This window comes from Nocardioides sp. J54 (genome assembly GCF_000519005.1).
Lineage (GTDB): Bacteria > Actinomycetota > Actinomycetes > Propionibacteriales > Nocardioidaceae > Nocardioides.
The window spans coordinates 1-21,911 of the sequence record NZ_JAER01000042.1; the positions used below are offsets into that span (position 1 = coordinate 1).

The following is a 21,911-nucleotide window of genomic DNA, read 5'->3' on the forward strand; positions in this document are numbered from 1 at the left end:
AGGACGCACCGCACCGCAGCGCCTCCCACCTCAACCACCGGCCAGGACGCACCGCACCGCAGCGCCTCCCACCTCAACCACCGGCCAGGACGCACGGCGCCGGGGCGCGCACCGCACTCCCACCGCGGGCGATGGGGTGCGGCCGATTTCACGCCGGTTTTCGTCAGGGAGCCGGGCGGTCGGCCGAATGGGCGGGCATGACCGCCCCGTCTGCCTTCGCCTCCGTCTCGGCCCTGGTCCGCCGTGAGACGTCGATGGTGTACGACGAGGGCAAGGAGTACCTCGTCGAGGCACGCCTCACGCCGTTGGCGCAGGCGCGTGGCCTCGAGCTCGAGCAGTACGTCGCCCGGCTGGCCTTCGACGCCGACGAGCGGCGCAAGGTGGTCGACGCGCTGACCATCAACGAGACCAGCTGGTTCCGCGACCACACGCCCTACCAGGCGTTCACCGACGTGATGCTGCCCGCGCTCCTCGAGGCCCGATCGACCACCCGCCGCCTGCGGATCTGGAGCGCGGCCTGCTCCAGCGGGCAGGAGGCGTACTCGATCGCCATGCTGCTCGACCAGAACCTGCCGGCCGGCTGGGACTACGAGATCGTCGCCACGGACATCTCCACCCAGATGCTCGACCGGGTGCGGGCCGGCCGCTACAGCCAGGTCGAGGTCAACCGCGGACTGCCCGCGACCAGCCTGGTCCGCTACTTCACCCGCGTCGGGCGCGAGTGGGAGATCGCCGAGCGACTCCGCGAGCGGGTCACCGTGAAGCACCTCAACCTCGCGGCGCCGTACGTCGGCCTCGGCACCTTCGACGTGATCTGGCTGCGCAACGTCCTCATCTACTTCGACGCGACCACCAAGGCCGACGTGCTGCGGCGGATGCTGCTGATGCTCGCCCCCGACGGCTACCTGCTGCTCGGGGCGTCGGAGACCACCCTCGACCTCCCTGCCGACCTCGCTGCCTCCTGGCACCGCGAGCAGATCGGTCGGGTGCCCGCCTACCGGCGCGCGACCGCCATGACCCTCTCCAGGACAGGAGCCTGATCGTGCGAGCCATGATCATCGACGACTCCCGGGCGATGCGCAGCATCCTGCGCCGCATCGTGACGGGACTCGACTTCGAGACCAGCGAGGCCGAGCACGGCCAGGCCGCGCTCGACCAGATGCACGCCGGCGTCGTTCCCGACCTGTGCCTGGTCGACTGGAACATGCCGGTGATGGACGGCTACACGTTCATCCAGCAGGTGCGCGCGAACCCCGAGTGGCGCGACATCACGCTGATGATGGTCACGACCGAGAGCGAGCAGCGCCAGATCGTCCGCGCGCTGGCCGCGGGTGCCCACGAGTACGTCATCAAGCCGTTCACGCCCGAGGCCATCGTGGAGAAGCTCGAGCTGCTCGGCCTCGTCCCCGCGGTGCGGGAGGTGCCGGCATGACCGCGCCCACCACCGTGCCCGGGTACGACGCGTCGGTGCCGTCCCTCGACGACGTCGGCGCCGTCACCGACGACGTCTGGCTGGCGCTCGTGGGCGAGGACGAGGTCCTCCTCCCCCGCCCCGTGCCGCCCGGCTCCCCCTTCGACGCGACCGGGGCGTGGTCCGCCGCGGTGACCGTGACCGGCGAGTGGCAGGGAGTGGTCACCGTCGAGCTCGACGAGCAGGTCGCCCGCCTGCTCAGCGCGCGGATGCTCGCCCTGCCCGAGGACGGGCCCGTCAACGACGGTGACGTCGCGGACGCCGTCGGTGAGCTGGTCAACATGGTCGGCGGCAACGTGAAGAGCCTGATGCCGGGGCCGAGCGTGCTCTCCCTGCCCTCGGTCGCCGCCGGGCGCGCGGCGTTCGCCAGCGACGTCGTCGAGGTGTGCCGCCTCGACGTGGCCTGGCGCGGCGGTCCGGTGCGCGTGTGCGTCCACGTGCCGCGCCCCTGACCCTCCCCGCCCCACCACGACCCGCCCCGACCCGCCCCGACCGACCCGACACGACAACGACACCTGGAGCCAGTGAGGTCCTGATGAAGATCCTGATCGCCGACGACAGCCGCGTGATGCGGCAGATCGTGATCCGCACCCTGCGCCAGGCGGGGCACGGCGGGCACGACATCGTGGAGGCCGAGAACGGCCGGGAGGCGCTCGAGATGGTGCAGACCGAGCGGCCCGACCTGGTGCTGTCGGACTGGAACATGCCGGAGATGAACGGCATCGACTGCCTCGCCGCCCTGCGGGCCGCGGGCTCCGACGTGGCCTTCGGCTTCGTCACCTCCGAGGGCTCCGAGGAGATGCGCCAGCGGGCGGCGTCCGCCGGCGCGGCCTTCCTCATCGCCAAGCCGTTCACCCCGGAGGCGTTCGACGACGCCCTCCGCAGCGTGATCTGAGGGACGCGCCATGGCCGTCCACCTCCCCCAGCCCAAGCAGCTGCGCGACCTGCTCGCCGACCTGCTCGGCCGCGAGGTCACCCTCCAGCCGGCCCCGCCGTTCGCGCCGGGCCCGGACACCCCCGCCTCCGTCGCGGTGTACGTCGACGACGCGCTGCGCATCAGCGCCCTCGTCGTGTGCGACCTGGCCTTCTCCGCGCACGCCGGCGCGGCGCTCGGCCTGGTCCCGGCCGTGGGTGCCGAGGAGGCGATCGCGGACGGCACGCTGTCCGACAGCCTCGCCGAGAACCTCTACGAGGTGCTCAACATCGCCGCGTCGATGTTCAACGTGCCCGGTGCCGAGCACCTGAAGCTGCACGCCCTGCACCCGGCCGGCCCACCGCTCGACCCCCAGCTGCGGGTCAGCACGCTGACCCTGGGCCGCCGCGAGGACCTGGCCGTGTCGATCGCCGGCTACGGCGACGGTGCGTGCTCGATCGTGCTGCTCTGACCTTCGGCAGGACCACCCGGGTCCGCGGGCCGGTCGCGCCCTTCCTTGACCGACTCGCGGGCCGGGGCTAGCGTGCGATCTGGACACGCCCGTTGACAGATTGGACCGGCCTTGGCTCCCGCCGCCCCGACCACGCTGGTCGACGCCGTCACGTCGCTGGGCACCACCAGCGGCGTCGCCAACATCGTCATGCAGCTCTCGCTGCCGGGCGTCGGTGAGGGCGTCAGCGAGAGCCGGGTGGTGTCGGGCAGCCCGCGCCGCTACCCGATGAAGCGCGGGCGCACGACCGGGCAGTACCTCGCACTCGCGCTGATGGGCTCCGAGGACGACCGTGCCGCGATGCGCGACGCGGTCGCCGAGGTGCACCGCCACGTCCACTCGACCGCCACCAGCCCGGTCCGCTACAGCGGGAACGCGCCCGACCTCCAGCTGTGGGTGGCCGCCTGCCTGTTCCGCTTCTACCTCGACCAGTTCACGATGCTCCACGGTCCGCTGACCCGGGCGCAGCTGGACGTGCTGACCCGCGCCGCGCAGCCCCTGGCGACCGGGGTGAACGTGCGGGCCGCCGACTGGCCGGCGGACTGGGCGGCCTTCGAGGCCTACTGGGACTCGATGCTGCCGCGGATGGCCATCTCGCCGGAGGTGCGCCGGGACTTCGAGTCGCTCGCCGACCTGAGCTTCCTCGCCGAGGCCTGGGGCACCCCGGGCTCGCTGCTCAGCCGGCTGCTCGGGCGCCCGTACCACTTCATGACCCGCGGCAACCTGCCGCCGGAGTTCCGCGAGCTGATGGGGTGGAGCTGGACCGACGCCGACCAGCGCCGCTTCGAGCAGGTCCTCGTGCTCCTGCGCTGGCTCGACCGGCTCGGCAACCGCGCCGTCCTGCGCCTCGTCTACCGCCTCTACGTGCTCGACTTCCGGCTCCGGCGCCGGCTCGGGCTGCCCGTGCTGGGCCGGCTGCGCGTCGCCGACGTGATGGTCCGCGACGGGGGCGGCCGACGCCGGATCTCGACGATCGGTCGAACTACTCGGGACCAAGTCCCACCCCACGCACCTCAGGTCCAGCCCGTGGGGACCGATCAGGGGCACTGAGCGACGGATTGCTCACCCCCGCCGACGGACCGGCACCGATGTTCCACCGACCCCTGGGGGCGGTGCCTTCCGAGGAGATCGGCTCGTGTCCTTCGCAGCGTCCGACGCAGTCGGGTTCGTCTTGCACACGACGATCAACGGGCTGTCCACGCGGCAGCAGGTGATCGCGGACAACATCGCCAACGTCGACACCCCCGGCTTCCGCGCCCGGAGCGTCGACTTCGAGACCGCCCTGGAGCGCGCCATCGAGCGCGGCACCGCGGTCACCTCGGGTCCCGGCGCCATCGGTGTCACGGTCGAGGCCACGGCCACGCCCGTCGGCGCGAACGACAACAACGTCGACCTCCGCAAGGAGTCGATCGCGGCGATCCAGACGCAGTTCCAGTACCAGGTCATGGGCCGCGCGCTGAGCGACCGGCACTCGCGGCTGTCCGTGATGGGTGGCGGTGCCTGATGAGCGCCTTCGAGACCCTCCGCATCGCCAACACCTCCCTCGGTGCCCACCAGACCTGGCTGGACGCCCTCGCCGGCAACATCGCGAACGTCAACACCGTCCGCTCCACCGACGACGAGGCGTTCCGGGCGACGTACGTCGTCTTCGACCCGCGCGCGGACGGCGGCGTCGACGTCGCCGGGTTCGCCCAGTCCTCGGCCGAGGGCCGGGTCGTGCACTCGCCGGGCCACCCGCTCGCCGACGAGGACGGCTACGTCCGGATGCCCGACGTCGACATGTCGGCGCAGATGAGCGAGCTGGTCATGGCCCAGCGCGGCTACCAGGCGTCGGTCCAGGTCACGAAGTCCGCGCAGGACACCTACTCCGCGGCCCTGCAGATCGGGAACCGCTGATGGACATCATGCCCCTGCAGTTCCCGACGCTGTCCGGATCCGCCGCGATCAACCCGGCGATGGACATCACGCCGGCCACCGAGGTCCAGGGCGTCGCCGGCGCCGACACCGAGTTCGGCTCCCTCGTCCTCGACGGCCTCGACCGGCTCGAGGGCCTCACCGACAAGGCCGACTCGCTCGCCGTCGACGCGGCCACCGGCAAGCTCGAGAACATCCACGACTACACGATCGCCGCCAGCGAGGCGCAGGTCGCCAGCCAGCTCACGGTCGCGCTCCGCAACAAGGCCGTGGAGGCGTTCAACGAGATCATGCGGATGCAGGTCTGAGGGCTGATCGATGCAGCAGCGAATCACCAGCGCCCTCCAGCGCGCCCGCGACACGTTCGCGGCCTTCACCGCCGGCCAGAAGGCCGTCGCCGTCATCGGCACGGCGGCCCTGCTCCTCGCGGCGTTCCTCGTCGTCCGCTGGGTCTCCGCTCCCAGCTACGCCCCGCTCTACTCCGGGCTGTCCGGTGAGGACGCCAGCGCGGTCATCGACGAGCTCGACGCCGCGGGCGTGCCCTACAAGCTCGGTGCCGGCGGCAGCACGATCCTGGTCCCGCAGTCGCAGGTCTACGCGACGCGCATCAAGATGAACGGCCAGGGCCTGCCCACCGGGTCCGACGGCGGCTACAGCCTGCTCGACGACCAGAGCCTGTCCACCTCGGAGTCCCAGGAGCGCACCAACTTCAAGCGCGCCATGGAGGGCGAGCTCAGCAAGACCATCGAGGCCATCGACGGCGTCGACACCGCGGTCGTGCACCTCGCGATCCCCGAGGAGAAGGTCTTCAGCGACGAGCAGAAGCCGACCACCGCGTCGGTGCTCGTCGACACCGTCCCCGGCGCGGACCTCGACGACGACCAGGTGCAGTCCGTGGTCCACCTCGTCGCGTCCAGCATCGACGGCCTCGACCCGAAGAACGTCACCGTCACCGACACCACCGGCAAGCTGCTGACCACCGACTCGGCCGAGGGCGGCGCCGGCCTCGCCAGCGCCCGTGCCAAGCAGGTCAGCGCCTACGAGAAGTCGATGCAGTCGAAGATCCAGGGCGCCCTCGACACGTGGGTCGGCCCCGGCAACTCGACCGCGACTGTGACCGCCGACCTCGACTTCGACAAGTCGGTCATCAACAGCCGCAGCTACAACAGCGACAAGAAGAACCCCCCGCTGTCGCAGACCAAGTCCTCGGAGAAGTACTCCGGCACCACCGGCGCCGACGGCGTCGGCGGGGTCGTCGGTCCCGACGGCCAGATGGACCCCGGCGCCGGCACCAACGGCGACGGCACCTACGAGAACACCTCCGAGACCCGGGACAACGCCCTCGACGAGATCGTCGAGCGCCGCGAGACCGCGCCCGGCGCGGTGAAGAAGCTCGGCATCTCCGTCGTCCTGGACGCCACGGCCGCCGCCAACATCCAGCCCGAGGTGATCGAGGACCAGATCGCCAGCGCCGCCGGCATCGACCCGGAGCGCGGCGACACGATCGAGGTCGCGGTCCTCCCCTTCGACCGGAGCATCGCGGAGGCCAACGCCGCCGAGATCGCCGCCGCCAAGGCCGCCGAGGCCGCCGACCGCCGCAACGCGCTGATCCGCAACGTCGGCATCGGGCTGGGCATCCTGCTCGCCGTCGGCGCCGCCTGGCTGCAGGCCCGGCGCCGGGCCCGGGCACGCGAGGAGGCGACGTCGTACGTCGTCGAGCAGCTGCGCCTCGAGGCCGCGAACCGCCAGCCGGCGCTCGAGTCCCCGGCCCTGGCCGCGCTCGAGGCCGCCGAGGAGAACGAGGAGGACGCGATGCGTGACGAGCTCATCGCCCTCGTGGAGAAGCAGCCCGAGGACGTCGCCGCCCTGCTGCGCGGCTGGCTCGTGGAGCCGCGGAAGTGAGCACCACGATGCTGACCGCCGGGAGCGGTTCCGCCGTCATGCAGCTGGGCGTGCGCAAGGCCGCCGTGCTGCTCATCCAGCTCGGCAAGGACCGGGCCGCGCAGGTGATGTCCCACCTGTCCGACTCCGAGGTCGAGGCGATCTCGGCCGAGATCGCGCGCCTCGACGCCGTCACCGCCGACGAGTCGAGCAAGGTCCTCAACGAGTTCCACGACCTGGTGACCGCGCACGCGCACGTCACCCAGGGCGGCTTCGGCTTCGCCCAGCAGCTGCTCGAGCAGTCCCTCGGCCCGGAGCGCGCCAAGGAGATCATGGACCGGCTGCACGCCGCGGCCGTGCAGATGCCCTTCCAGTTCCTGCACCGGGCCGACCCGGCACAGCTGCGCGGCTTCATCGCCGACGAGCACCCGCAGGTGATCGCGCTGGTGCTGGCGCACATGCCGGCCGACAAGGCGTCGATGCTGCTCGGCGGGCTTCCCGCCCACCAGCAGGCCGTGGTCGCCCACCGGATCGCCGTCATGGACCGCACCTCCCCCGAGATCGTCCGGATCGTCGAGGGCGTCCTCGAGCGCAAGCTGTCGTCGATGCTGCAGCCCGCCGAGGTCTCGCAGGTCGGCGGCGTCGACCCGCTCGTCAACATCATCAACCGCTCCGACCGACCGACCGAGCGCCAGATCGTCGAGGGCCTCGAGGGCCTCGACCCGTCGCTGGCCGACGAGGTCAAGAGCCGGATGTTCATGTTCGAGGACATCGTCGGCCTCGACGACCGCTCCGTGCAGCAGGTGCTGCGCCAGGTCGACAGCGCCGAGCTCGCGCTCGCCCTCAAGGGCGTCAGCGAGGCCGTCCGCTCGAAGATCACGACCAACCTGTCCGAGCGGGCCGCGGAGAACCTGCTCGAGGAGGTCGAGCTGCTCGGCGCCGTCCGCCTCGCGCAGGTCGAGGAGGCCCAGCAGGGCGTCATCCGCACCATCCGCAAGCTCGAGGAGCAGGGCGTGATCACGGTGCGGCGCGGCAACGACGAGGAGTTCGTGGTCTGACATGGCTGTGAACCAGGGCGTCTCCACCCCGGAGCTGCGGGTCGGCAACTGGACCCGCCTCGGCGGCTCGTCGGTCCTCGGCGACCCGGTGACCGAGTCGCTGCTCGAGGGCCTCGCCACGAAGGCGCGCGAGGCCGCGCAGGCGCAGGGGTACGCCGTCGGCTGGGCCGAGGGCCGTCGCGCCGCCGCCGAGCAGGCCGCTGCCGAGGAGGCGGAGCGCGCCGCCCGCCACGCCGCCGCGGAGCAGCGTCGCGAGGCCGAGCACCGTGCCGCCGTCGAGGCCCTCGGCCGGGCCGCCGAGCAGGTCAGGGGGCTGCTCGGCGACCTGGCCGGGGCGATCGAGGAGCAGGCCAGCGACCTGGCCTCGGCCGTCGTCGCGGAGGTCCTCGGCGCCGCCGTCGCCGCGACCACCCCGGCCGACGTCGTCGCCCGCGCGTTGCAGGTGCTGCCGGCCGCCCCGGTGGGCCGGGTCCGGCTCCACCCCTCGGTCGTCGGCGACGCCGCCGCGCGCGACCTCGCCGACCGCGGCCTCGAGGTCGTCGCCGACCCCTCGCTCGGCCGCGCCGACGCGCTCGTCGAGTCGCCCGACGGCTCGGTCACCGACCTGCGCGTCGACGAGGCGCTGGCCCGGGTCCGGGAGGCGCTCGCATGAGGACCGAGCTGGGCAGCCCCGCGATCGAGCTCGGCAGCGCGCACCCGCGCCGCGAGGTCACGTCCCTCGGCGCGGACGTGCGTGAGCGGGTCCTGCGTGCCGCGCGCCCGCTGGCCGTCGGCACCGTCACCGAGCTGGTCGGCCTCCACCTCGAGGTCCGCGGCCTGCCGGCCGCCGCCGGCGACCTGGTCGAGGTGCGCACCGCGTCCGGTCCGCTGCTCGCCGAGGTCGCGGCGCTGCGCGACGGCGCCGCCGTCTGCCTCCCGCTCGGTACGACGACCGGTGTCCGCGTGGGCGACCACGTCCGCGCGACGGGCGGTCCGCTGCGGATCCGCGTCGGTGACGCGCTCCGCGGCCGCGTGCTCGACGGCCTCGGCCGCCCGATCGACGGCGGCCCGGACCTGGCCACCCTGCCCGGCCTCGAGCCGGTCTCGACCGAGCTCTCCGCGCCCGACGCCCTGACCCGGCCGCGGATCACCCAGCCGCTGGGCCTCGGGGTGCGCGCCCTCGACTCGCTCGTCCCCGCCGGTCGCGGCCAGCGCCTGGGCATCATGGCCGGCTCCGGTGTCGGCAAGTCCTCCCTGCTGTCGATGATCGCCCGCGGCACCGACGCCGAGGTCAACGTGATCGCCCTCGTCGGCGAGCGGGGCCGCGAGGTGCGCGAGTTCATCGACGGCGACCTCGGCCCGGAGGGCCTGGCCCGCTCGGTCGTCGTCGTCGCGACCTCCGACGCCCCCGCCGTCGAGCGCCTCCGCGCCGCCTTCACCGCCACCCGCATCGCCGAGTGGTTCCGCGACAGCGGCCGCGACGTGCTTCTGATGATGGACTCCCTCACCCGGGTCGCGATGGCCCAGCGCGAGATCGGCCTGTCCTCCGGCGAGCCGCCCGCCACCCGCGGCTACCCGCCCAGCGTCTTCGGCCTGATGCCGCTCCTCCTCGAGCGCGCCGGCACCGCCGCCTGCGGCTCGATCACCGGGCTCTACACCGTGCTCGTCGAGGGCGACGACCTGCAGGACCCGATCGGTGACACCGCCCGGTCGATCCTCGACGGCCACGTCGTGCTCAGCCGCGACCTCGCGACCGCCGGCCACTTCCCCGCCATCGACGTGCTGGAGTCGATCTCCCGCGTCCACCGCGCGGTGACCACGCTCGACCAGCAGGCCGACGCCACCCGGCTGCGGCGGATGCTCGCCGCCCACCGCTCGGTCCGCGAGCTCGTCGAGATCGGCGCCTACGTCGGTGGTGCGGACGAGCACGCCGACGCCGCGCTGGCCCGCCTGCCCCGGATCCAGGCGTTCCTGCAGCAGGGCATGGACGAGCTCACCCCGCCCGCGGAGACGTGGGACCGCCTCGCCGCACTGGTGGCGCCATGAGCCGCGTCCACCACGACGACCGCGGCCTCGCCGCCGTCGCCCGCGTGCGCTCCGTGCGCGAGACCGACAGCCGGATCGGCCTGCAGCACGTCCTCGCCGAGCAGGCCGCGCTCACCAGCCGGCTCCAGCGCCTCGACGACGCCGTCACGTCGGCACCCGTCGACCTCGTGACCACCCCCGGCGAGCTGCTCGCGCGGCGCACCACCCTCGGCAACGTCGGCGTCCTCGCCGGTGAGGTGCGCACCGAGCTGGCCACCACCGACATCGTCGCCGCCGAGGCCCGCGCCCGCTGGGGCGCCGACCGCGCCCGGCTCGCCGCGGTCGAGCTCCTGCTGGAGCGTCGAGCAACGGTCCGTCGTACCGAGGCGGCTCGGCGGGAGGCCCGCGAGGCCGACGACATCGCCGCCCAGCGCTGGGCCCAGGCCAGGGAGGGCGCGCGATGAGCGTCGACCAGGTCGCTGCGCGCATCGGCCAGATCCAGGCCCAGCTCGCGCGGTTCTCCACCCTGAGCAGCACCACCGCGACCGCCGCGGCGTCGGGCGAGTTCGCCACGACGCTGGCCGCGGCCGGCGCCGGGGTCCCCGACGCGAACGGCGTCACCGGGCAGGACGTCGTCGACGAGGCGAAGAAGTACCTCGGCCTGCCCTACGTCTGGGGCGGCACCAGCATCGAGAAGGGCGTCGACTGCTCGGGCCTCGTGCAGTCGGTCTACAAGACCCTCGGCTACGACCTGCCGCGCGTCTCGGCCGACCAGGCCCGCGCCGGCGCCAAGGTGAACAGCCTCGCCGAGGCGCAGCCGGGCGACCTGATCGCGTGGGACAACTCCAGCCGCAACAACGGCGCCGACCACATCGCGATCTACATCGGCGACGGCAAGATGATCGAGGCGCCCCGCACCGGGTTGGACGTCCGCATCATCGACGTGCCGTCCGAGCCCGACATGATCCGCCGGATCATCGGCACCGGGTCGGCCGCCCCGACGGCCGCGACCGCCGGCACCGCCGGGATCTCCGCGCAGGTGCCCGCGTCCACGCCGTACGCCGACCTGATCAACGCCGCGGCGACGCGCACCGGCGTCCCGGGCGAGCTGCTCGCGGCCGTCGCGACGCAGGAGTCCGGCTTCAACCCGCGCGCGGTCAGCCCCGCGGGTGCGCAGGGGCTGATGCAGCTGATGCCCGCCACCGCGCGCGGCCTCGGCGTCACGAACTCGTTCGACCCCGCCCAGGCCGTCGACGGCGCCGCCCGGCTGCTGCGCTCGCTGCTCGACCGGTTCGGCAGCACCGAGCTCGCCCTCGCGGCCTACAACGCCGGCCCCGGTGCGGTGACGCGCTACGACGGCATCCCGCCCTACCGGGAGACCCAGAACTACGTCCGCAACATCATGGCCATGGTGAGGAGCTGACCGTGAGCATCGCACCCTTCCTGCCCGGGCTGCCGGCGGCGACCGCCGAGCCCGGCACCGGTGCCGCGCCCGGCGGCCCCGGCCCCACGGCCGAGGGCACTGCTGCGTCCGCCTTCGGCGACGCGCTCGCCGCGGCGCTGGCCGGCACCGCTGCCGGCTGCACCGTCGCCACGGTGCCCCCCGCCCCGGCCCCGGTCACCGGGCCGGCCACCGTGCCCGCTCCCCCGCTCGAGCCGTCTCCTGCGCCCGTCCAGCCGGTCCTCCTCCCCGTCGAGGCGTCAGCTGTGGCCGTCGATGCGTCACTTGTGGCCGTCGATGCGTCACTTGTGGCGGTCGAGGCCTCGCTCCCGACCCTCGCGCAGACCCCGCAGCAGGACGCACCGGCCGGCCGTCGTACGACGGGCGAGGCGCTGCCGGGCGGACCCGCCGGCCCCGCCGGCCCCGCCGGCCTCGCCGGTGCCGGACGTGACGCCTCGACGGTCACAACTGACGTCTCGACGGCCACAGCTGACGCCTCGACGGTCACAAGTGACGTCTCGGCCGTCAGCGGCGTGGGCGGTGCCGCGGCGACCGCAGGCGGCACGGCGCTCGACCTGGCGCCGGAGAAGGTCACCCGCGCGGTCGTGCAGCAGGTGTTCCCGGAGGTGACCCGCATGGCCAGCACCGCCGGCAACGGCACGCACCGGATCACCCTGACCCTCCAGCCCGAGCAGCTCGGCGAGGTGCGGGTGACCCTGGTCGTCCGCGACGGCTCGGTGCAGGTGCGCCTGGCCGGTGGCGACGGCGCGGAGGGAGCGGCCGTGCACCGGGCGCTCGCCAGCGGCGCGCCGGAGCTGCAGCGGCTGCTGGAGCGCACCGGCGCCGAGGCGCGGGTCAGCGTCCGCGACCCGTTCGCCCCGCTGCTCCCGACGACCGCCGCCACCGCCGGCGCCTCGACCACGACCGGACAGGGCGCCGGCCCCCAGTCCGGCCCACAGGCCGGACCCGACGCGCACGCCCGCCAGGAGGCGCAGGCCCGCCAGGAGCAGGGTGGCGGCCAACCCGGCCGCGACCAGCCCCGTGACGAGCCGCGCCAGCAGCAGCCGGCGCGCCTGTCGTACCCCATCGCACCGACCCCGCTCGCCGGTCGCCTCGACCGGACCGTCTGACAGGAGGCAGCAATGTCCGTCATGCCCACGGAGGGCGTCGGCTACGGCGTCACCGGCACCGCCCGCGGCGGGACCGCGCCCGCGTCGTCGAAGGACGACAAGGACATGTTCCTGCAGCTGATGGTCGCGCAGATGAAGTACCAGGACCCGCTCAACCCGACGGACTCCTCGGAGTTCCTCGCCCAGACCGCGCAGTTCACGGCGCTGGAGAAGATGCAGGAGGTCGCCGACCAGTCGGCGATGCTGCTCAGCACCCAGCTCGCGTTCGGCGCGAGCTCGCTCATCGGCCAGACCGTGCGCTGGTACGACGAGAGCGGGGTCGAGCAGAGCGGGACCGTGCAGGGCACGACCTATCTGGCCACCGGCCCGGTCCTCAGCGTCGACGGCCGCCAGGTCGCCATCACCGACGTGCTCAGCGTCGGCGACGCACCCACCATCTCGGCGCCCACCACCAGTGGTGGTGGCACCTACGTGCCGCCCAGCGGCGCTCCGTCCACCACCGCCTGAAGGAGAAACTGACCATGCTTCGTTCGCTCTTCGCCGGCATCTCCGGCCTCCGTGTCAACCAGACCATGCTCGACGTCACGGGCAACAACATCGCCAACGCCAACACCACCGGCTTCAAGGCGAGCACCACCGTCTTCTCCGACACCCTCAGCCAGATGCTGACCGCGGCGTCGGGCGGCAACGCCGAGCGCGGCGGCACCAACCCGATCCAGGTCGGCCTCGGCGTGCAGCTCGCCGCCACGTCGACCAACTTCGGGCAGGGCTCGGCGCAGCTGACCGGCCGCGCCACCGACGTGATGCTGCAGGGCGACGGCTTCTTCGTGCTGCGCGACGGCATGGAGAACGTCTACTCCCGCGCCGGTGCGTTCACCTTCGACCAGACCGGTGTGCTCGTCGCGCCGAACGGCATGCGGGTGCAGGGCTACGCCCTCGACGGCGCCGGCCTGCCCACCGGTGGCCCGATCGACGTCGACCTGCACATGGTCGACGGCTCCCTGCCGGCCGGCGTCGAGCTGACGTCGTACTCCATCTCGGCCGACGGCAAGGTCCGCGGCGTCTTCTCCGACGGCGTCCAGCGCGACATCTGCCAGCTGGCGATCGCCGACTTCACCAACCCGATGGGCCTGGAGAAGATCGGCGACACCGCCTTCCGCGAGTCCGCCAACTCCGGCCCCGTGCAGCTCGGCGTCGCCGGCGAGGGCCAGCGCGGCCAGGTGATGGCCGGCGCGATCGAGATGTCCAACGTCGACCTGTCCGCCGAGTTCACCAACCTGATCCTCGCCCAGCGTGGCTTCCAGGCCAGCTCGCGCGTCATCACGACCAGCGACCAGGTGCTCGAGGAGCTCGTCAACATCAAGCGCTGACCCGCCCGCACGGCCGGTAGTCCCTGACGAAAAGCACCGCGACACACCGATTTCCGGTGCTTTTCGTCAGGGACTACCGCCGCCGGCCGATCAGACAGGCGAAGTGCCACGGACGGCACGACGCACGACCGATCGACTACTCGACCAGCTGCACACGGAGGTGCCGCGGTGATCTCGCTGACCCGACTCTCGGGGTCCACGTTCCTGCTGAACGCCGACCTCGTCGAACGCGTGGACTGCACCCCGGACACGGTGGTGACCCTCGTGGACGGCACGAAGTACCTGGTGTCCGAGTCCCTCGACGAGGTGCTGGCCGCCGTCATCGACTACCGCGCCGCCATCGTCGCGCGGGCCTCGCTGCCGGACGCCGAGCCCGTCCCCCGGCCCCGGGTGCGCAACGCCCGGCTCGCCGCCGTCCCCCTGCCCGACGTCGGCGAGGAGTGATCCCGTGAAGGACATCGCAGCACCGCTCGGCATCGGCGCCGCCCTCGGCGTCATCATGCTCGCCAACATCCTCGAGGGCGGCAGCCCGGCGAGCCTCTTCCTGCTCCCGCCGCTCCTGCTCGTCTTCGGCGGCACGTTGTGCGTCGCCGTCGCCGGCGGCACGGTCGCCGACGCGAAGAACGCCGTCGCGTCGGTCAAGCGGGCGCTCTTCGGCAAGGTCGCCACGTCCGCCGACGTGGTCCCGGTCGTGGTCAGCCTCTCCGACGCCGCGCGGCGCGAGGGCATGCTCGCGCTGGAGAGCCGCGTCGAGGAGATCGACGACCCGTTCCTGGTCAAGGGCGTCACCCTCGCCGTCGACGGCACCGACCCCGAGGAGCTGCGCGAGATCCTCGAGGGCGAGCTGCACGCGAAGAAGGCCGTCGACAAGCACTCCGCGAAGTTCTTCACCGACGCCGGCGGCTACGCGCCGACCATCGGCATCGTCGGCACCGTGATGAGCCTGGTGCACGTGCTGGAGAACCTCGCCGACCCCGGCGCGCTCGGGCACAGCATCGCCGCCGCGTTCCTCGCCACCCTGTGGGGCGTGCTCAGCGCGAACGTCCTGTGGCTGCCGATCGCCGCGCGCCTCAAGCGCCTCAGCGAGCTCGAGTGCAACCGCATGGAGCTGGTCATCGAGGGCATCGCCGCCATCCAGGCCGGCGCGAACCCGCGCATCGTCGCGCAGAAGCTCCAGTCGCTGCTGCCCCCGCAGGAGCAGCTCGAGGCGGCGGCCTGACCATGTCCAGCCCGAAGCGCCGACGCCGCGAGGTCGAGGAGGAGCACGAGAACCACGAGCGGTGGCTGGTGTCGTACGCCGACATGATCACCGTGCTCATGGCGCTCTTCATCGTGATGTTCGCGATGAGCCAGGTCGACGAGCAGAAGTACCAGCAGCTCAAGGACGGCCTCGCGGTCGGCTTCGGCCACGAGAAGTCGATCCTCAGCGGCGCCAGCCCCGCCAGCAACAGCAAGGGCGTCAGCGACCCCGGCGACGCGTCGTACGAGATGCTGCTCGCCCAGGTGCCCGAGGCCCAGCGCGCGACGGTCACGAAGATCCTCGAGAAGTCCGACCGCCTCCGCAACGGACGCGCGGCGGGCGAGGCCCGGGCCGAGGTCGACCGGCTGCTGAAGGTGTGGAAGCGCATCGACACCGCGCTGCGCCGCAAGGGCCTGCGCGACGACGTGCGCGCGACGATCGACGACCGCGGCCTGGTCGTCAGCCTGGTCTCCGAGCACGTCGTCTTCGAGCCGAACGTCGCCCAGCTGACCAACCGCGGCCGCCGCGTGGTCGACACCCTCGCCCCGGTGCTGGTGGAGCTGACCGAGCCGATCGAGCTCGACGGCCACACCAACCAGGAGAAGGTGAAGCCGAAGTACTACCCGACTGACTGGGAGCTCTCGCTCGCCCGGGCCGCGCACGTGCTGCGCCGGCTCGAGGAGGTGCACGGCATCCGCGCGACCCGGCTGCGGGCCACTGGCTTCGGCCACACGAAGCCGCTGGTGGACCCGAAGGTCCGCGGCTCGCAGAAGGTCAACAAGCGCGTCGACATCCTCGTCCTGAGCCAGGCCCCGGCCGAGACCCGGGCGCTGATGACCGACGCCTACGAGGAGGTACGCCGGGAGGCGGGCCTCGACCCCGAGGTCGGCGTGACCGGCCGCCGCGCCGACGGCGCCAGCGCCGCCGGCCGCCCCGCCACCACCCGAGAGGAGCTCCCGTGAGCGCCACCATCGCCGCCCCCGCCCCGAACCAGCAGGACGCCGAGGCCCCGCAGGGCAAGGGGAAGAAGCTCGTCGTCGTCCTGCTCCTGCTCGCCGTCGCCTGCGGCGCCGGGTGGTGGTTCTTCCTCAAGCCGGCCGGCTCGACCGAGCCGGAGCCGGGCGAGGTCGTCCCGCTCGAGGCGATCCAGGTCAACCTCGCCAGCGGTCACTACCTGCGCCTGGGCATGGCCCTGCAGCTGACCGACGGCGCCCACGAGGTCGACGGCAGCCAGGCCCTCGACGCCGCGATCGGCGTCTTCAGCGGCCTCCCGGTCGGCGAGGTGAACAAGCCGGCGAAGCGTGAGGCCCTGCGCCACCAGCTGGAGGAGGAGCTCGACCACCGCTACCACGGCGACGTGATGGGCGTGTACTTCACGGAGTTCGTCACCCAGTAGGCGTGCGGGCACGGAAGCCCCGCACCTGCTGCCGACCCGGACCCGGGACCGTCCCCGGGACCCCGGGTAGTCACAACGGACCACGGGACCCTGACCGTCCGTCGTCGTGGCGACCCCTCAGGTCGCCCGGCCGGCCGACGATGGGCTGGTCGTGACCCTCGCCCCGCAACGGCCCCGGCGTCGCCCGCGCACGAGCGAGCCGACGCCGTACGACTTCCGTCGGCCGATCCAGCTCAGCCGCGAGCACCAGCGCACCCTGCAGCTCGGGTTCGACGGCTTCGCGCGCCAGGCCACGACCGTGTTCACCAGCTCGCTGCGCACCGTGTGCACGGTGACGCTGGTCGGCATCGAGCAGCGCACCTACGCGGAGTACGTCGACAGCCTCGGCCCGTCGACCTACATGACCCTCTTCACCGCGGAGCCCGTGCCGGGAACGTGCGTCCTGGAGGTGCCGCTCTTCGCGACGATGTCGTGCCTGGACCACATGCTCGGCGGCCCCGGGGGCGACGAGCAGCCGGACCGGCCGCTGACCGAGATCGAGGACGCGGTCGTCCGTGGGCTCGTCGAGCGCCTGCTCGGCGAGATGCGCTACTCGCTCGACGGCCTGGTGGCCCTCGAGCCCGAGGTCACCGGCATCGAGTACAGCCCGCAGTTCGCGCAGGTCGCGGCCGCGGCGGACGTGATGGTCGTCGTGACCATGGAGCTGCGCATCGGCGAGCGCGCGCACCGGATGTCGGTGTGCCTGCCGTTCGGTGGCCTGCTCCCCCACCTGCAGAACGCTGCCGGCAGCGGTGCGATGTCCGAGCGGGAGCGCGCGCAGCGCGCCGAGTCCGCGCTGCTGCTGCAGGAGCAGTTCAACCGCGTGCCGGTCTCGGTCGCGGTCCGCTTCCGCCCGGTCACCCTCGACCCCGCGGTGCTGGCAGCCCTGGAGCCCGGCTCCGTCGTCCGGCTGCACCACCCGGCCTCCGCCCCGCTCGACGTCTGCGTCGCCGGCGGCGGCCCCGACACCGGCACCCCGATCGCCCACGCCACCCCCGGAGCCCGCGGCCAGCGCCTGGCCGCGCTCATCGTCACCACGCCCGAGGAGACCCCATGACCGACGCCACCCCCGCCCTCGCCGAGGCCGTCGCCGAGGCGGCCGCGGCCGTCCTGCCGTCCGTCAGCCCGCTGGTCCTCGGCCCGGTCCAGCCCGGCTCGCCGCACGTGGCGGCCGCGTTCGCCGGCGGTGCGGTCGCCGAGCTCGACGGCGGCGTGCCCGGCGTCGTGGCGGTCCTCGTCGGCCGCGAGCTGGTCGACGCGCTCGCCTCCAGCCCGTTCGGCGGCCTCGACGTCGCCGCCGCGGTGCAGCCCGCCCTCGACGCCGCGGCGCTCCGCCTCGGCGCCCGGGCCCGCAGCGCCAGCACCCTCGACCTGGACGCCGCCGACTTCGACGTCACCGCCGTGCTCGGCGGCGAGTTCAGCACCGTGCCGCTGATCGGCACCGGCATCGCCGCGGCAGTGCTCGTCCCCGAGGCGACCCTCGCCGGCGCGCGGGAGCCGATCACCGAGGACGCCGGCGGCGCCGACGCCGCGGCCCCTGCGGCTGCTGCCCCGGCGAGCCAGACCGGCCAGACCGGCCAGGCCGGTCAGGCCGGTCAGACCGCCGCTGCCGCCGCCGTCGCGGCCTCGATCAGCGACGAGCCCTTCGTGCCCGCCTTCGGCTCCCCCGCCTCCCCCGTCGTGCCGCGCGGCCTCGAGCTGCTGCACGGCGTCGACATGGAGGTCACCGTCGAGCTCGGCCGCACCCGGATGACGGTGCGCGACCTGCTCGCGCTGACCCCGGGCGCCGTGCTCGAGCTCGACCGTGCCGCCGGGAGCCCGGCCGACCTGCTCGTCAACGGCCGCCTCGTCGCGCGCGGCGAGGTCGTCGTCGTCGACGAGGACTTCGGCCTGCGCGTCACCGAGATCCTCGACGCCGCCGCCACGGCCTGACCCGATGCTCGCCCTGTCCGCCGCCGACCCGAGCATCGGCGGCCTCCTGCTCCGGCTGCTCGGATCGCTCGCCGTCGTCGTCGGCCTGCTCCTGCTGATCGCCCGGTTCGCCGGTCGCCGCTTCCGCACGCCGGCAGGCGCCCCGGTCCAGGTCGTGCACCGCCAGGCGCTCGGCCGCGGCCAGGGCGTCGCCGTCGTCGCCGTCGGCACCCGCGTCCTGGTCCTCGGCACCACCGAGCAGCAGGTCACCCTGCTGGCCGAGGTGGAGCCCGACGAGGTCGGCATCGACCTGACGGCCGAGCCGTTCGCCGTCGTACCGCACGAGGACGGGGACGCGGAGGGTGACGCCGACGGCGACGCCGAGCCGGTCACTGGTCCGCGGGGCTTCACCGTGCCCGCTGCGCAGGGCGCGCTCGCGGGCTCGCTGCTGTCGGCGCAGACCTGGAAGCAGACCTGGGCCGCCGTCAGCGGGAAGCGGGCGTCGTGACCCTCGTCCAGCGCCTCGTGCTCGTGGCTGCGGAGCCGCTCGGCCCCAACGGGCCGCGCGGGCCGGGCAGCGACAGCACCGTGCAGATCGACCTGTCGGGGCTGACCGACAAGCCGAGCAACAGCCTGGTCGTCTTCCTCGCGCTAACCCTGCTCAGCCTGCTGCCGGCGATCGTGCTGACCTGCACCAGCTTCACCAAGATCCTCGTGGTGCTCGGGCTGACCCGCAACGCGCTGGGCCTGCAGCAGACGCCGAACAACCAGGTGCTCGCCGGCCTCGCCCTGTTCCTGAGCCTGTTCATCATGGCGCCCGTGCTGGGCGACATCAACGAGGCCGGGGTGCAGCCCTACCTCGACGGCGACAAGACGACGTCGGTCGCGTTCGAGGACGGCATGGAGCCGTTGCGTGCCTTCATGCTCGACAACACCGACGACGAGGAGCTGATGCTCCTCACCAGCGTCGCGAAGCGGGACATGCCGGAGAACCGCGACGACGTGTCCACCGCGACGCTCATCCCGGCCTTCGTGCTCTCCGAGCTCAAGGACGCCTTCATCATCGGCTTCATCATCTTCATCCCGTTCCTGGTCATCGACATCGTCGTGAGCGGGGCGCTGATGAGCCTCGGCATGATGATGATGCCCCCGGTGATGGTGTCGCTGCCGTTCAAGCTGCTGCTGTTCGTGATGGTCGACGGGTGGGCCCTGGTGATCAGGTCGCTCGTCGCGTCCTACGGCGGATCCGGTTAGGGGTACGACGATGACCGACACCGCGATCATCGAGATCGCCCTCAAGACGATGCTGGTGGCACTCAAGCTGTCGGCGCCGATCCTGGCGACCTCGCTGGCCATCGGCTTCACCATCTCGCTGTTCCAGTCGATGACGCAGATCCAGGAGTTCACGCTCTCGTTCGTGCCGAAGCTGCTCGGCGTCGGGATCGCGCTGCTGTTCTGCGGCAACTGGATGCTGCACACGCTGATGGAGTTCACGGCCGAGCTCTTCGCGATCCTGCCCGAGCTGCTCGTCTAGGCGGCACCCATGGTCCTGTCCGTCGACGGTGCGGCGCTGACCGCCCTGCTGCTCGCGTCCGTGCGCGTGGTGGCGTGGCTGGTCGTCGTACCTCCCTTCGCGACGCGGGGCATCCCGGCCATGGCCAAGGTGATCCTGTCGCTGGGGCTGTCGCTGACGATGGCGCCGACCCTGGCCGAGCAGGCGCTGCCGAGCGACATGCCCGGCCTGGTGATGGCGACCGCCGCGCAGGCGCTGATCGGCGTGGGCATGGGATACGTGACGATGCTGCTGTTCGCCGCCATCGGCGCGGCCGGCTCGCTCATCGACCTCTTCGGCGGGTTCGCGATCGCCTCCGCGTGGGACCCGCTCGGGCAGAACATGAACACGGTCTTCGGGCGTTTCCACCAGATGCTCGCGACCGTGCTGCTCCTCGCCACCGGCGGGCACCTGCTGGTGATCGGCGGCCTGCTCAGCACCTTCCGCTACCTCCCGCTGACCGGGATGCCCGACGTGTCGAGCTGGGACGACGTGCTGCTGACGGCGTTCTCGATGTTCTTCACCGTCGCGGTGCAGATGGCGCTGCCGATGATCGCGGTGCTCTTCGTCGCCGACCTCGCGCTGGCACTGCTCACCAAGGTCGCGCCGCAACTCAACGCGCTCAACGTGATGTTCCCGGCCAAGGTCGGGATGACCCTGCTGCTGCTGGGCCTGTCGTTCCCGATGCTGCCGCAGGCGGTCGACAAGCTGGTCCGCCTCGCCAACGAGGCGATGGCGACGATGGCGGGAGCGGGGTGAGCCGGCGGTGACCGACCAGGAGAAGACCGAGAAACCCACACCCAAGCGGAAGAAGCAGGCCCGCAAGGACGGGCAGGTCCCGCGCACGCCCGAGCTCGGCGGCTGGCTCGGGCTCTTCCTCGTCACGCTGGTGATGGGCCCGCTCCTCGACCGCGAGGGCGACGCGCTGCGCACGATGATGACCACCTCGCTGCGCGCGGCCGAGCTCGAGCCGTCCGTCCCGCTCGCGCTGACCCTGCTGGGCCAGGGCGCGAAGCACGTGCTGGTCGTCCTCGTCGTCCTCGGCTCGATGGTGATGGTCGTCGGCGTCGCCTCCGCGCTCGCGCAGGGCGGCTTCTACCTCTCTCCCAAGCTCGCCAAGCCGGACCCCAAGAAGCTCAACCCGCTCAAGGGCGCCAAGCGGCTCTTCGGCCCGCACGCGCTGTGGGAGGGCGTGAAGGTGCTCGGCAAGAGCGCCGTCGTCGCCCTGCTGGCCTGGACCGCGATCCGCTCGATCATGCCGCTGGTCGGCGGCCTGCTGCCGATCCACACCGTGCTCTCCACGATGGTCGACGAGATCTCCGACCTGCTGCTGTCGGTCTCCGTCGCCGGCCTGGTCATGGCGGCGGCCGACTACGCGATGATGCGCCGCCGGATCGGCAAGCAGACCCGGATGAGCCACGCCGAGATCAAGCAGGAGCACAAGCAGTCCGAGGGCGACCCGATGCTCAAGGGCGCGATCCGCAGCCGCCAGCTCGCCGCCGCCCGCAACCGGATGATCGCCGACGTCGGCACCGCCGACGTGCTGCTGGTGAACCCCACCCACGTCGCCGTCGCCCTGCGCTACGACCCCGAGCAGGGGGCGCCCCGCGTGGTCGCCCGCGGCGCCGGCGCGATCGCCGCGAAGATCCGCGAGCGTGCTGCCGAGGAGCGGGTGCCGCTCGTGCAGGACGTGCCCCTCGCCCGCGCCCTCTACCGCCACTGCCAGGTCGGCCAGGAGATCCCGCGCGAGCTGTGGGCCGCCGTCGCCCAGGTGCTCGCGTTCGTGCTCAGCCGCCGCAACGCCGGCCAGCACGGCGGCGAGCACCGCACCCCCCGTCGTACCGACGACCTGCCGGAGGTGCTGGCTGGTGCGCGGCGGCGGGCGGGGGTGTGAGGGGTGCGGGAATCGCCGCCTAGGCGGTGAAACTCGAACTTGTTGACCTTTGCAAGGGCCAACAACCTCGGGAATCACCGCCCAGGCGGTGATTCCCGACCCCCGACTCCTCACCCCACCCCCACCCTTGCCGATGGGACGTCCGGCGACAGGACGGCGCCACCCGCAGTGCCACGGACGGCGCTC

Annotated in this window: 29 protein-coding genes; all 29 read left to right on the forward strand. The window is 72.8% G+C overall.

Features of this window, described 5'->3' with window-relative positions; genetic code table 11:
* Positions 1-197 precede the first annotated feature (197 nt).
* Positions 198-1,040 carry a CheR family methyltransferase gene (locus NOCJ54_RS0119425; RefSeq protein ID WP_028656819.1) on the forward strand — a complete coding sequence of 281 codons (843 nt, stop codon included), beginning with the start codon at positions 198-200 and terminating at the stop codon, positions 1,038-1,040.
* 11 nt (positions 1,041-1,051) lie between these two features.
* Entirely contained in the window at positions 1,052-1,432 is a 381-nt protein-coding gene (locus tag NOCJ54_RS0119430) for a response regulator (RefSeq protein WP_198020276.1), read from the forward strand.
* Complete coding sequence (locus NOCJ54_RS27045; RefSeq protein WP_051486126.1) at positions 1,429-1,923, forward strand: chemotaxis protein CheX; 495 nt, start codon at positions 1,429-1,431, stop codon at positions 1,921-1,923. The genes NOCJ54_RS0119430 and NOCJ54_RS27045 overlap by 4 nt, the downstream gene beginning before the upstream one ends.
* Before the next feature lie 83 nt (positions 1,924-2,006).
* Positions 2,007-2,366, forward strand: a complete 360-nt coding sequence (locus tag NOCJ54_RS0119440; protein ID WP_028656821.1) for a response regulator — start codon at positions 2,007-2,009, stop codon at positions 2,364-2,366.
* A 10-nt stretch (positions 2,367-2,376) separates the two neighbouring features.
* Positions 2,377-2,856 (forward strand): hypothetical protein, encoded by a 480-nt coding sequence (locus tag NOCJ54_RS0119445; RefSeq protein ID WP_028656822.1) that lies wholly within the window; start codon positions 2,377-2,379, stop codon positions 2,854-2,856.
* 111 nt (positions 2,857-2,967) lie between these two features.
* Positions 2,968-3,945, forward strand: a complete 978-nt coding sequence (locus NOCJ54_RS27050) for an oxygenase MpaB family protein (RefSeq protein ID WP_198020274.1) — start codon at positions 2,968-2,970, stop codon at positions 3,943-3,945.
* A gap of 85 nt (positions 3,946-4,030) precedes the next feature.
* Entirely contained in the window at positions 4,031-4,399 is a 369-nt protein-coding gene (locus NOCJ54_RS0119455) for a flagellar basal body rod protein FlgB (RefSeq protein ID WP_028656823.1), read from the forward strand.
* Positions 4,399-4,791 (forward strand): flagellar basal body rod protein FlgC, encoded by a 393-nt coding sequence (locus tag NOCJ54_RS0119460; protein WP_028656824.1) that lies wholly within the window; start codon positions 4,399-4,401, stop codon positions 4,789-4,791. The genes NOCJ54_RS0119455 and NOCJ54_RS0119460 overlap by 1 nt, the downstream gene beginning before the upstream one ends.
* The gene (locus NOCJ54_RS0119465; RefSeq protein ID WP_028656825.1) at positions 4,791-5,117 is read left to right on the forward strand and encodes a flagellar hook-basal body complex protein FliE; all 327 of its coding nucleotides are present in this window, start codon (positions 4,791-4,793) and stop codon (positions 5,115-5,117) included. Before NOCJ54_RS0119460 ends, NOCJ54_RS0119465 begins: the two co-directional genes overlap by 1 nt.
* Before the next feature lie 10 nt (positions 5,118-5,127).
* The gene (fliF, locus tag NOCJ54_RS0119470) at positions 5,128-6,711 is read left to right on the forward strand and encodes a flagellar basal-body MS-ring/collar protein FliF (RefSeq protein ID WP_028656826.1); all 1,584 of its coding nucleotides are present in this window, start codon (positions 5,128-5,130) and stop codon (positions 6,709-6,711) included.
* Positions 6,708-7,748, forward strand: coding sequence for a flagellar motor switch protein FliG (gene fliG, locus NOCJ54_RS0119475; protein WP_232221840.1), 1,041 nt, complete (start codon positions 6,708-6,710; stop codon positions 7,746-7,748). The genes fliF and fliG overlap by 4 nt, the downstream gene beginning before the upstream one ends.
* Before the next feature lies 1 nt (position 7,749).
* On the forward strand, positions 7,750-8,400 hold the full coding sequence (locus NOCJ54_RS0119480) for a FliH/SctL family protein (RefSeq protein ID WP_036518803.1): 651 nt from the start codon (positions 7,750-7,752) through the stop codon (positions 8,398-8,400).
* Complete coding sequence (locus NOCJ54_RS0119485) at positions 8,397-9,773, forward strand: FliI/YscN family ATPase (RefSeq protein WP_084255483.1); 1,377 nt, start codon at positions 8,397-8,399, stop codon at positions 9,771-9,773. The genes NOCJ54_RS0119480 and NOCJ54_RS0119485 overlap by 4 nt, the downstream gene beginning before the upstream one ends.
* Entirely contained in the window at positions 9,770-10,216 is a 447-nt protein-coding gene (locus tag NOCJ54_RS0119490) for a flagellar FliJ family protein (RefSeq protein WP_028656830.1), read from the forward strand. The genes NOCJ54_RS0119485 and NOCJ54_RS0119490 overlap by 4 nt, the downstream gene beginning before the upstream one ends.
* The gene (locus NOCJ54_RS0119495) at positions 10,213-11,175 is read left to right on the forward strand and encodes a transglycosylase SLT domain-containing protein (protein ID WP_028656831.1); all 963 of its coding nucleotides are present in this window, start codon (positions 10,213-10,215) and stop codon (positions 11,173-11,175) included. Before NOCJ54_RS0119490 ends, NOCJ54_RS0119495 begins: the two co-directional genes overlap by 4 nt.
* 2 nt (positions 11,176-11,177) lie before the next feature.
* Positions 11,178-12,323, forward strand: coding sequence for a flagellar hook-length control protein FliK (locus NOCJ54_RS0119500; RefSeq protein ID WP_028656832.1), 1,146 nt, complete (start codon positions 11,178-11,180; stop codon positions 12,321-12,323).
* 12 nt (positions 12,324-12,335) lie between these two features.
* Positions 12,336-12,830: a flagellar hook assembly protein FlgD gene (locus NOCJ54_RS28595; RefSeq protein ID WP_051486128.1), complete on the forward strand. Its 495-nt coding sequence runs from the start codon at positions 12,336-12,338 to the stop codon at positions 12,828-12,830.
* 14 nt (positions 12,831-12,844) lie between these two features.
* Positions 12,845-13,693, forward strand: a complete 849-nt coding sequence (locus tag NOCJ54_RS0119510; RefSeq protein ID WP_028656833.1) for a flagellar hook protein FlgE — start codon at positions 12,845-12,847, stop codon at positions 13,691-13,693.
* 168 nt (positions 13,694-13,861) lie between these two features.
* The gene (locus NOCJ54_RS0119515) at positions 13,862-14,137 is read left to right on the forward strand and encodes a flagellar FlbD family protein (RefSeq protein ID WP_028656834.1); all 276 of its coding nucleotides are present in this window, start codon (positions 13,862-13,864) and stop codon (positions 14,135-14,137) included.
* Positions 14,138-14,141: 4 nt separating this feature from the next.
* Entirely contained in the window at positions 14,142-14,912 is a 771-nt protein-coding gene (locus NOCJ54_RS0119520) for a motility protein A (protein ID WP_036518807.1), read from the forward strand.
* Between the two features lie 2 nt (positions 14,913-14,914).
* Positions 14,915-15,895, forward strand: coding sequence for an OmpA/MotB family protein (locus tag NOCJ54_RS27060; protein WP_051486130.1), 981 nt, complete (start codon positions 14,915-14,917; stop codon positions 15,893-15,895).
* Positions 15,892-16,329 carry a flagellar basal body-associated FliL family protein gene (locus NOCJ54_RS0119530; protein WP_145724954.1) on the forward strand — a complete coding sequence of 146 codons (438 nt, stop codon included), beginning with the start codon at positions 15,892-15,894 and terminating at the stop codon, positions 16,327-16,329. Before NOCJ54_RS27060 ends, NOCJ54_RS0119530 begins: the two co-directional genes overlap by 4 nt.
* Before the next feature lie 106 nt (positions 16,330-16,435).
* The gene (locus NOCJ54_RS0119535; protein WP_051486133.1) at positions 16,436-17,425 is read left to right on the forward strand and encodes a flagellar motor switch protein FliM; all 990 of its coding nucleotides are present in this window, start codon (positions 16,436-16,438) and stop codon (positions 17,423-17,425) included.
* Complete coding sequence (fliN, locus tag NOCJ54_RS0119540) at positions 17,422-18,300, forward strand: flagellar motor switch protein FliN (RefSeq protein ID WP_028656838.1); 879 nt, start codon at positions 17,422-17,424, stop codon at positions 18,298-18,300. Before NOCJ54_RS0119535 ends, fliN begins: the two co-directional genes overlap by 4 nt.
* A 4-nt stretch (positions 18,301-18,304) precedes the next feature.
* Positions 18,305-18,787: a flagellar biosynthetic protein FliO gene (locus NOCJ54_RS28600; RefSeq protein WP_051486135.1), complete on the forward strand. Its 483-nt coding sequence runs from the start codon at positions 18,305-18,307 to the stop codon at positions 18,785-18,787.
* Positions 18,784-19,533: a flagellar type III secretion system pore protein FliP gene (gene fliP / locus NOCJ54_RS27070; RefSeq protein WP_051486136.1), complete on the forward strand. Its 750-nt coding sequence runs from the start codon at positions 18,784-18,786 to the stop codon at positions 19,531-19,533. The genes NOCJ54_RS28600 and fliP overlap by 4 nt, the downstream gene beginning before the upstream one ends.
* Positions 19,534-19,543: 10 nt before the next feature.
* Complete coding sequence (locus NOCJ54_RS0119555) at positions 19,544-19,813, forward strand: flagellar biosynthetic protein FliQ (RefSeq protein WP_028656839.1); 270 nt, start codon at positions 19,544-19,546, stop codon at positions 19,811-19,813.
* A 9-nt stretch (positions 19,814-19,822) separates the two neighbouring features.
* Positions 19,823-20,590, forward strand: a complete 768-nt coding sequence (locus NOCJ54_RS0119560) for a flagellar biosynthetic protein FliR (RefSeq protein WP_028656840.1) — start codon at positions 19,823-19,825, stop codon at positions 20,588-20,590.
* Positions 20,591-20,597: 7 nt separating this feature from the next.
* The gene (locus NOCJ54_RS0119565; protein WP_028656841.1) at positions 20,598-21,725 is read left to right on the forward strand and encodes an EscU/YscU/HrcU family type III secretion system export apparatus switch protein; all 1,128 of its coding nucleotides are present in this window, start codon (positions 20,598-20,600) and stop codon (positions 21,723-21,725) included.
* Positions 21,726-21,911: the final 186 nt, after the last annotated feature.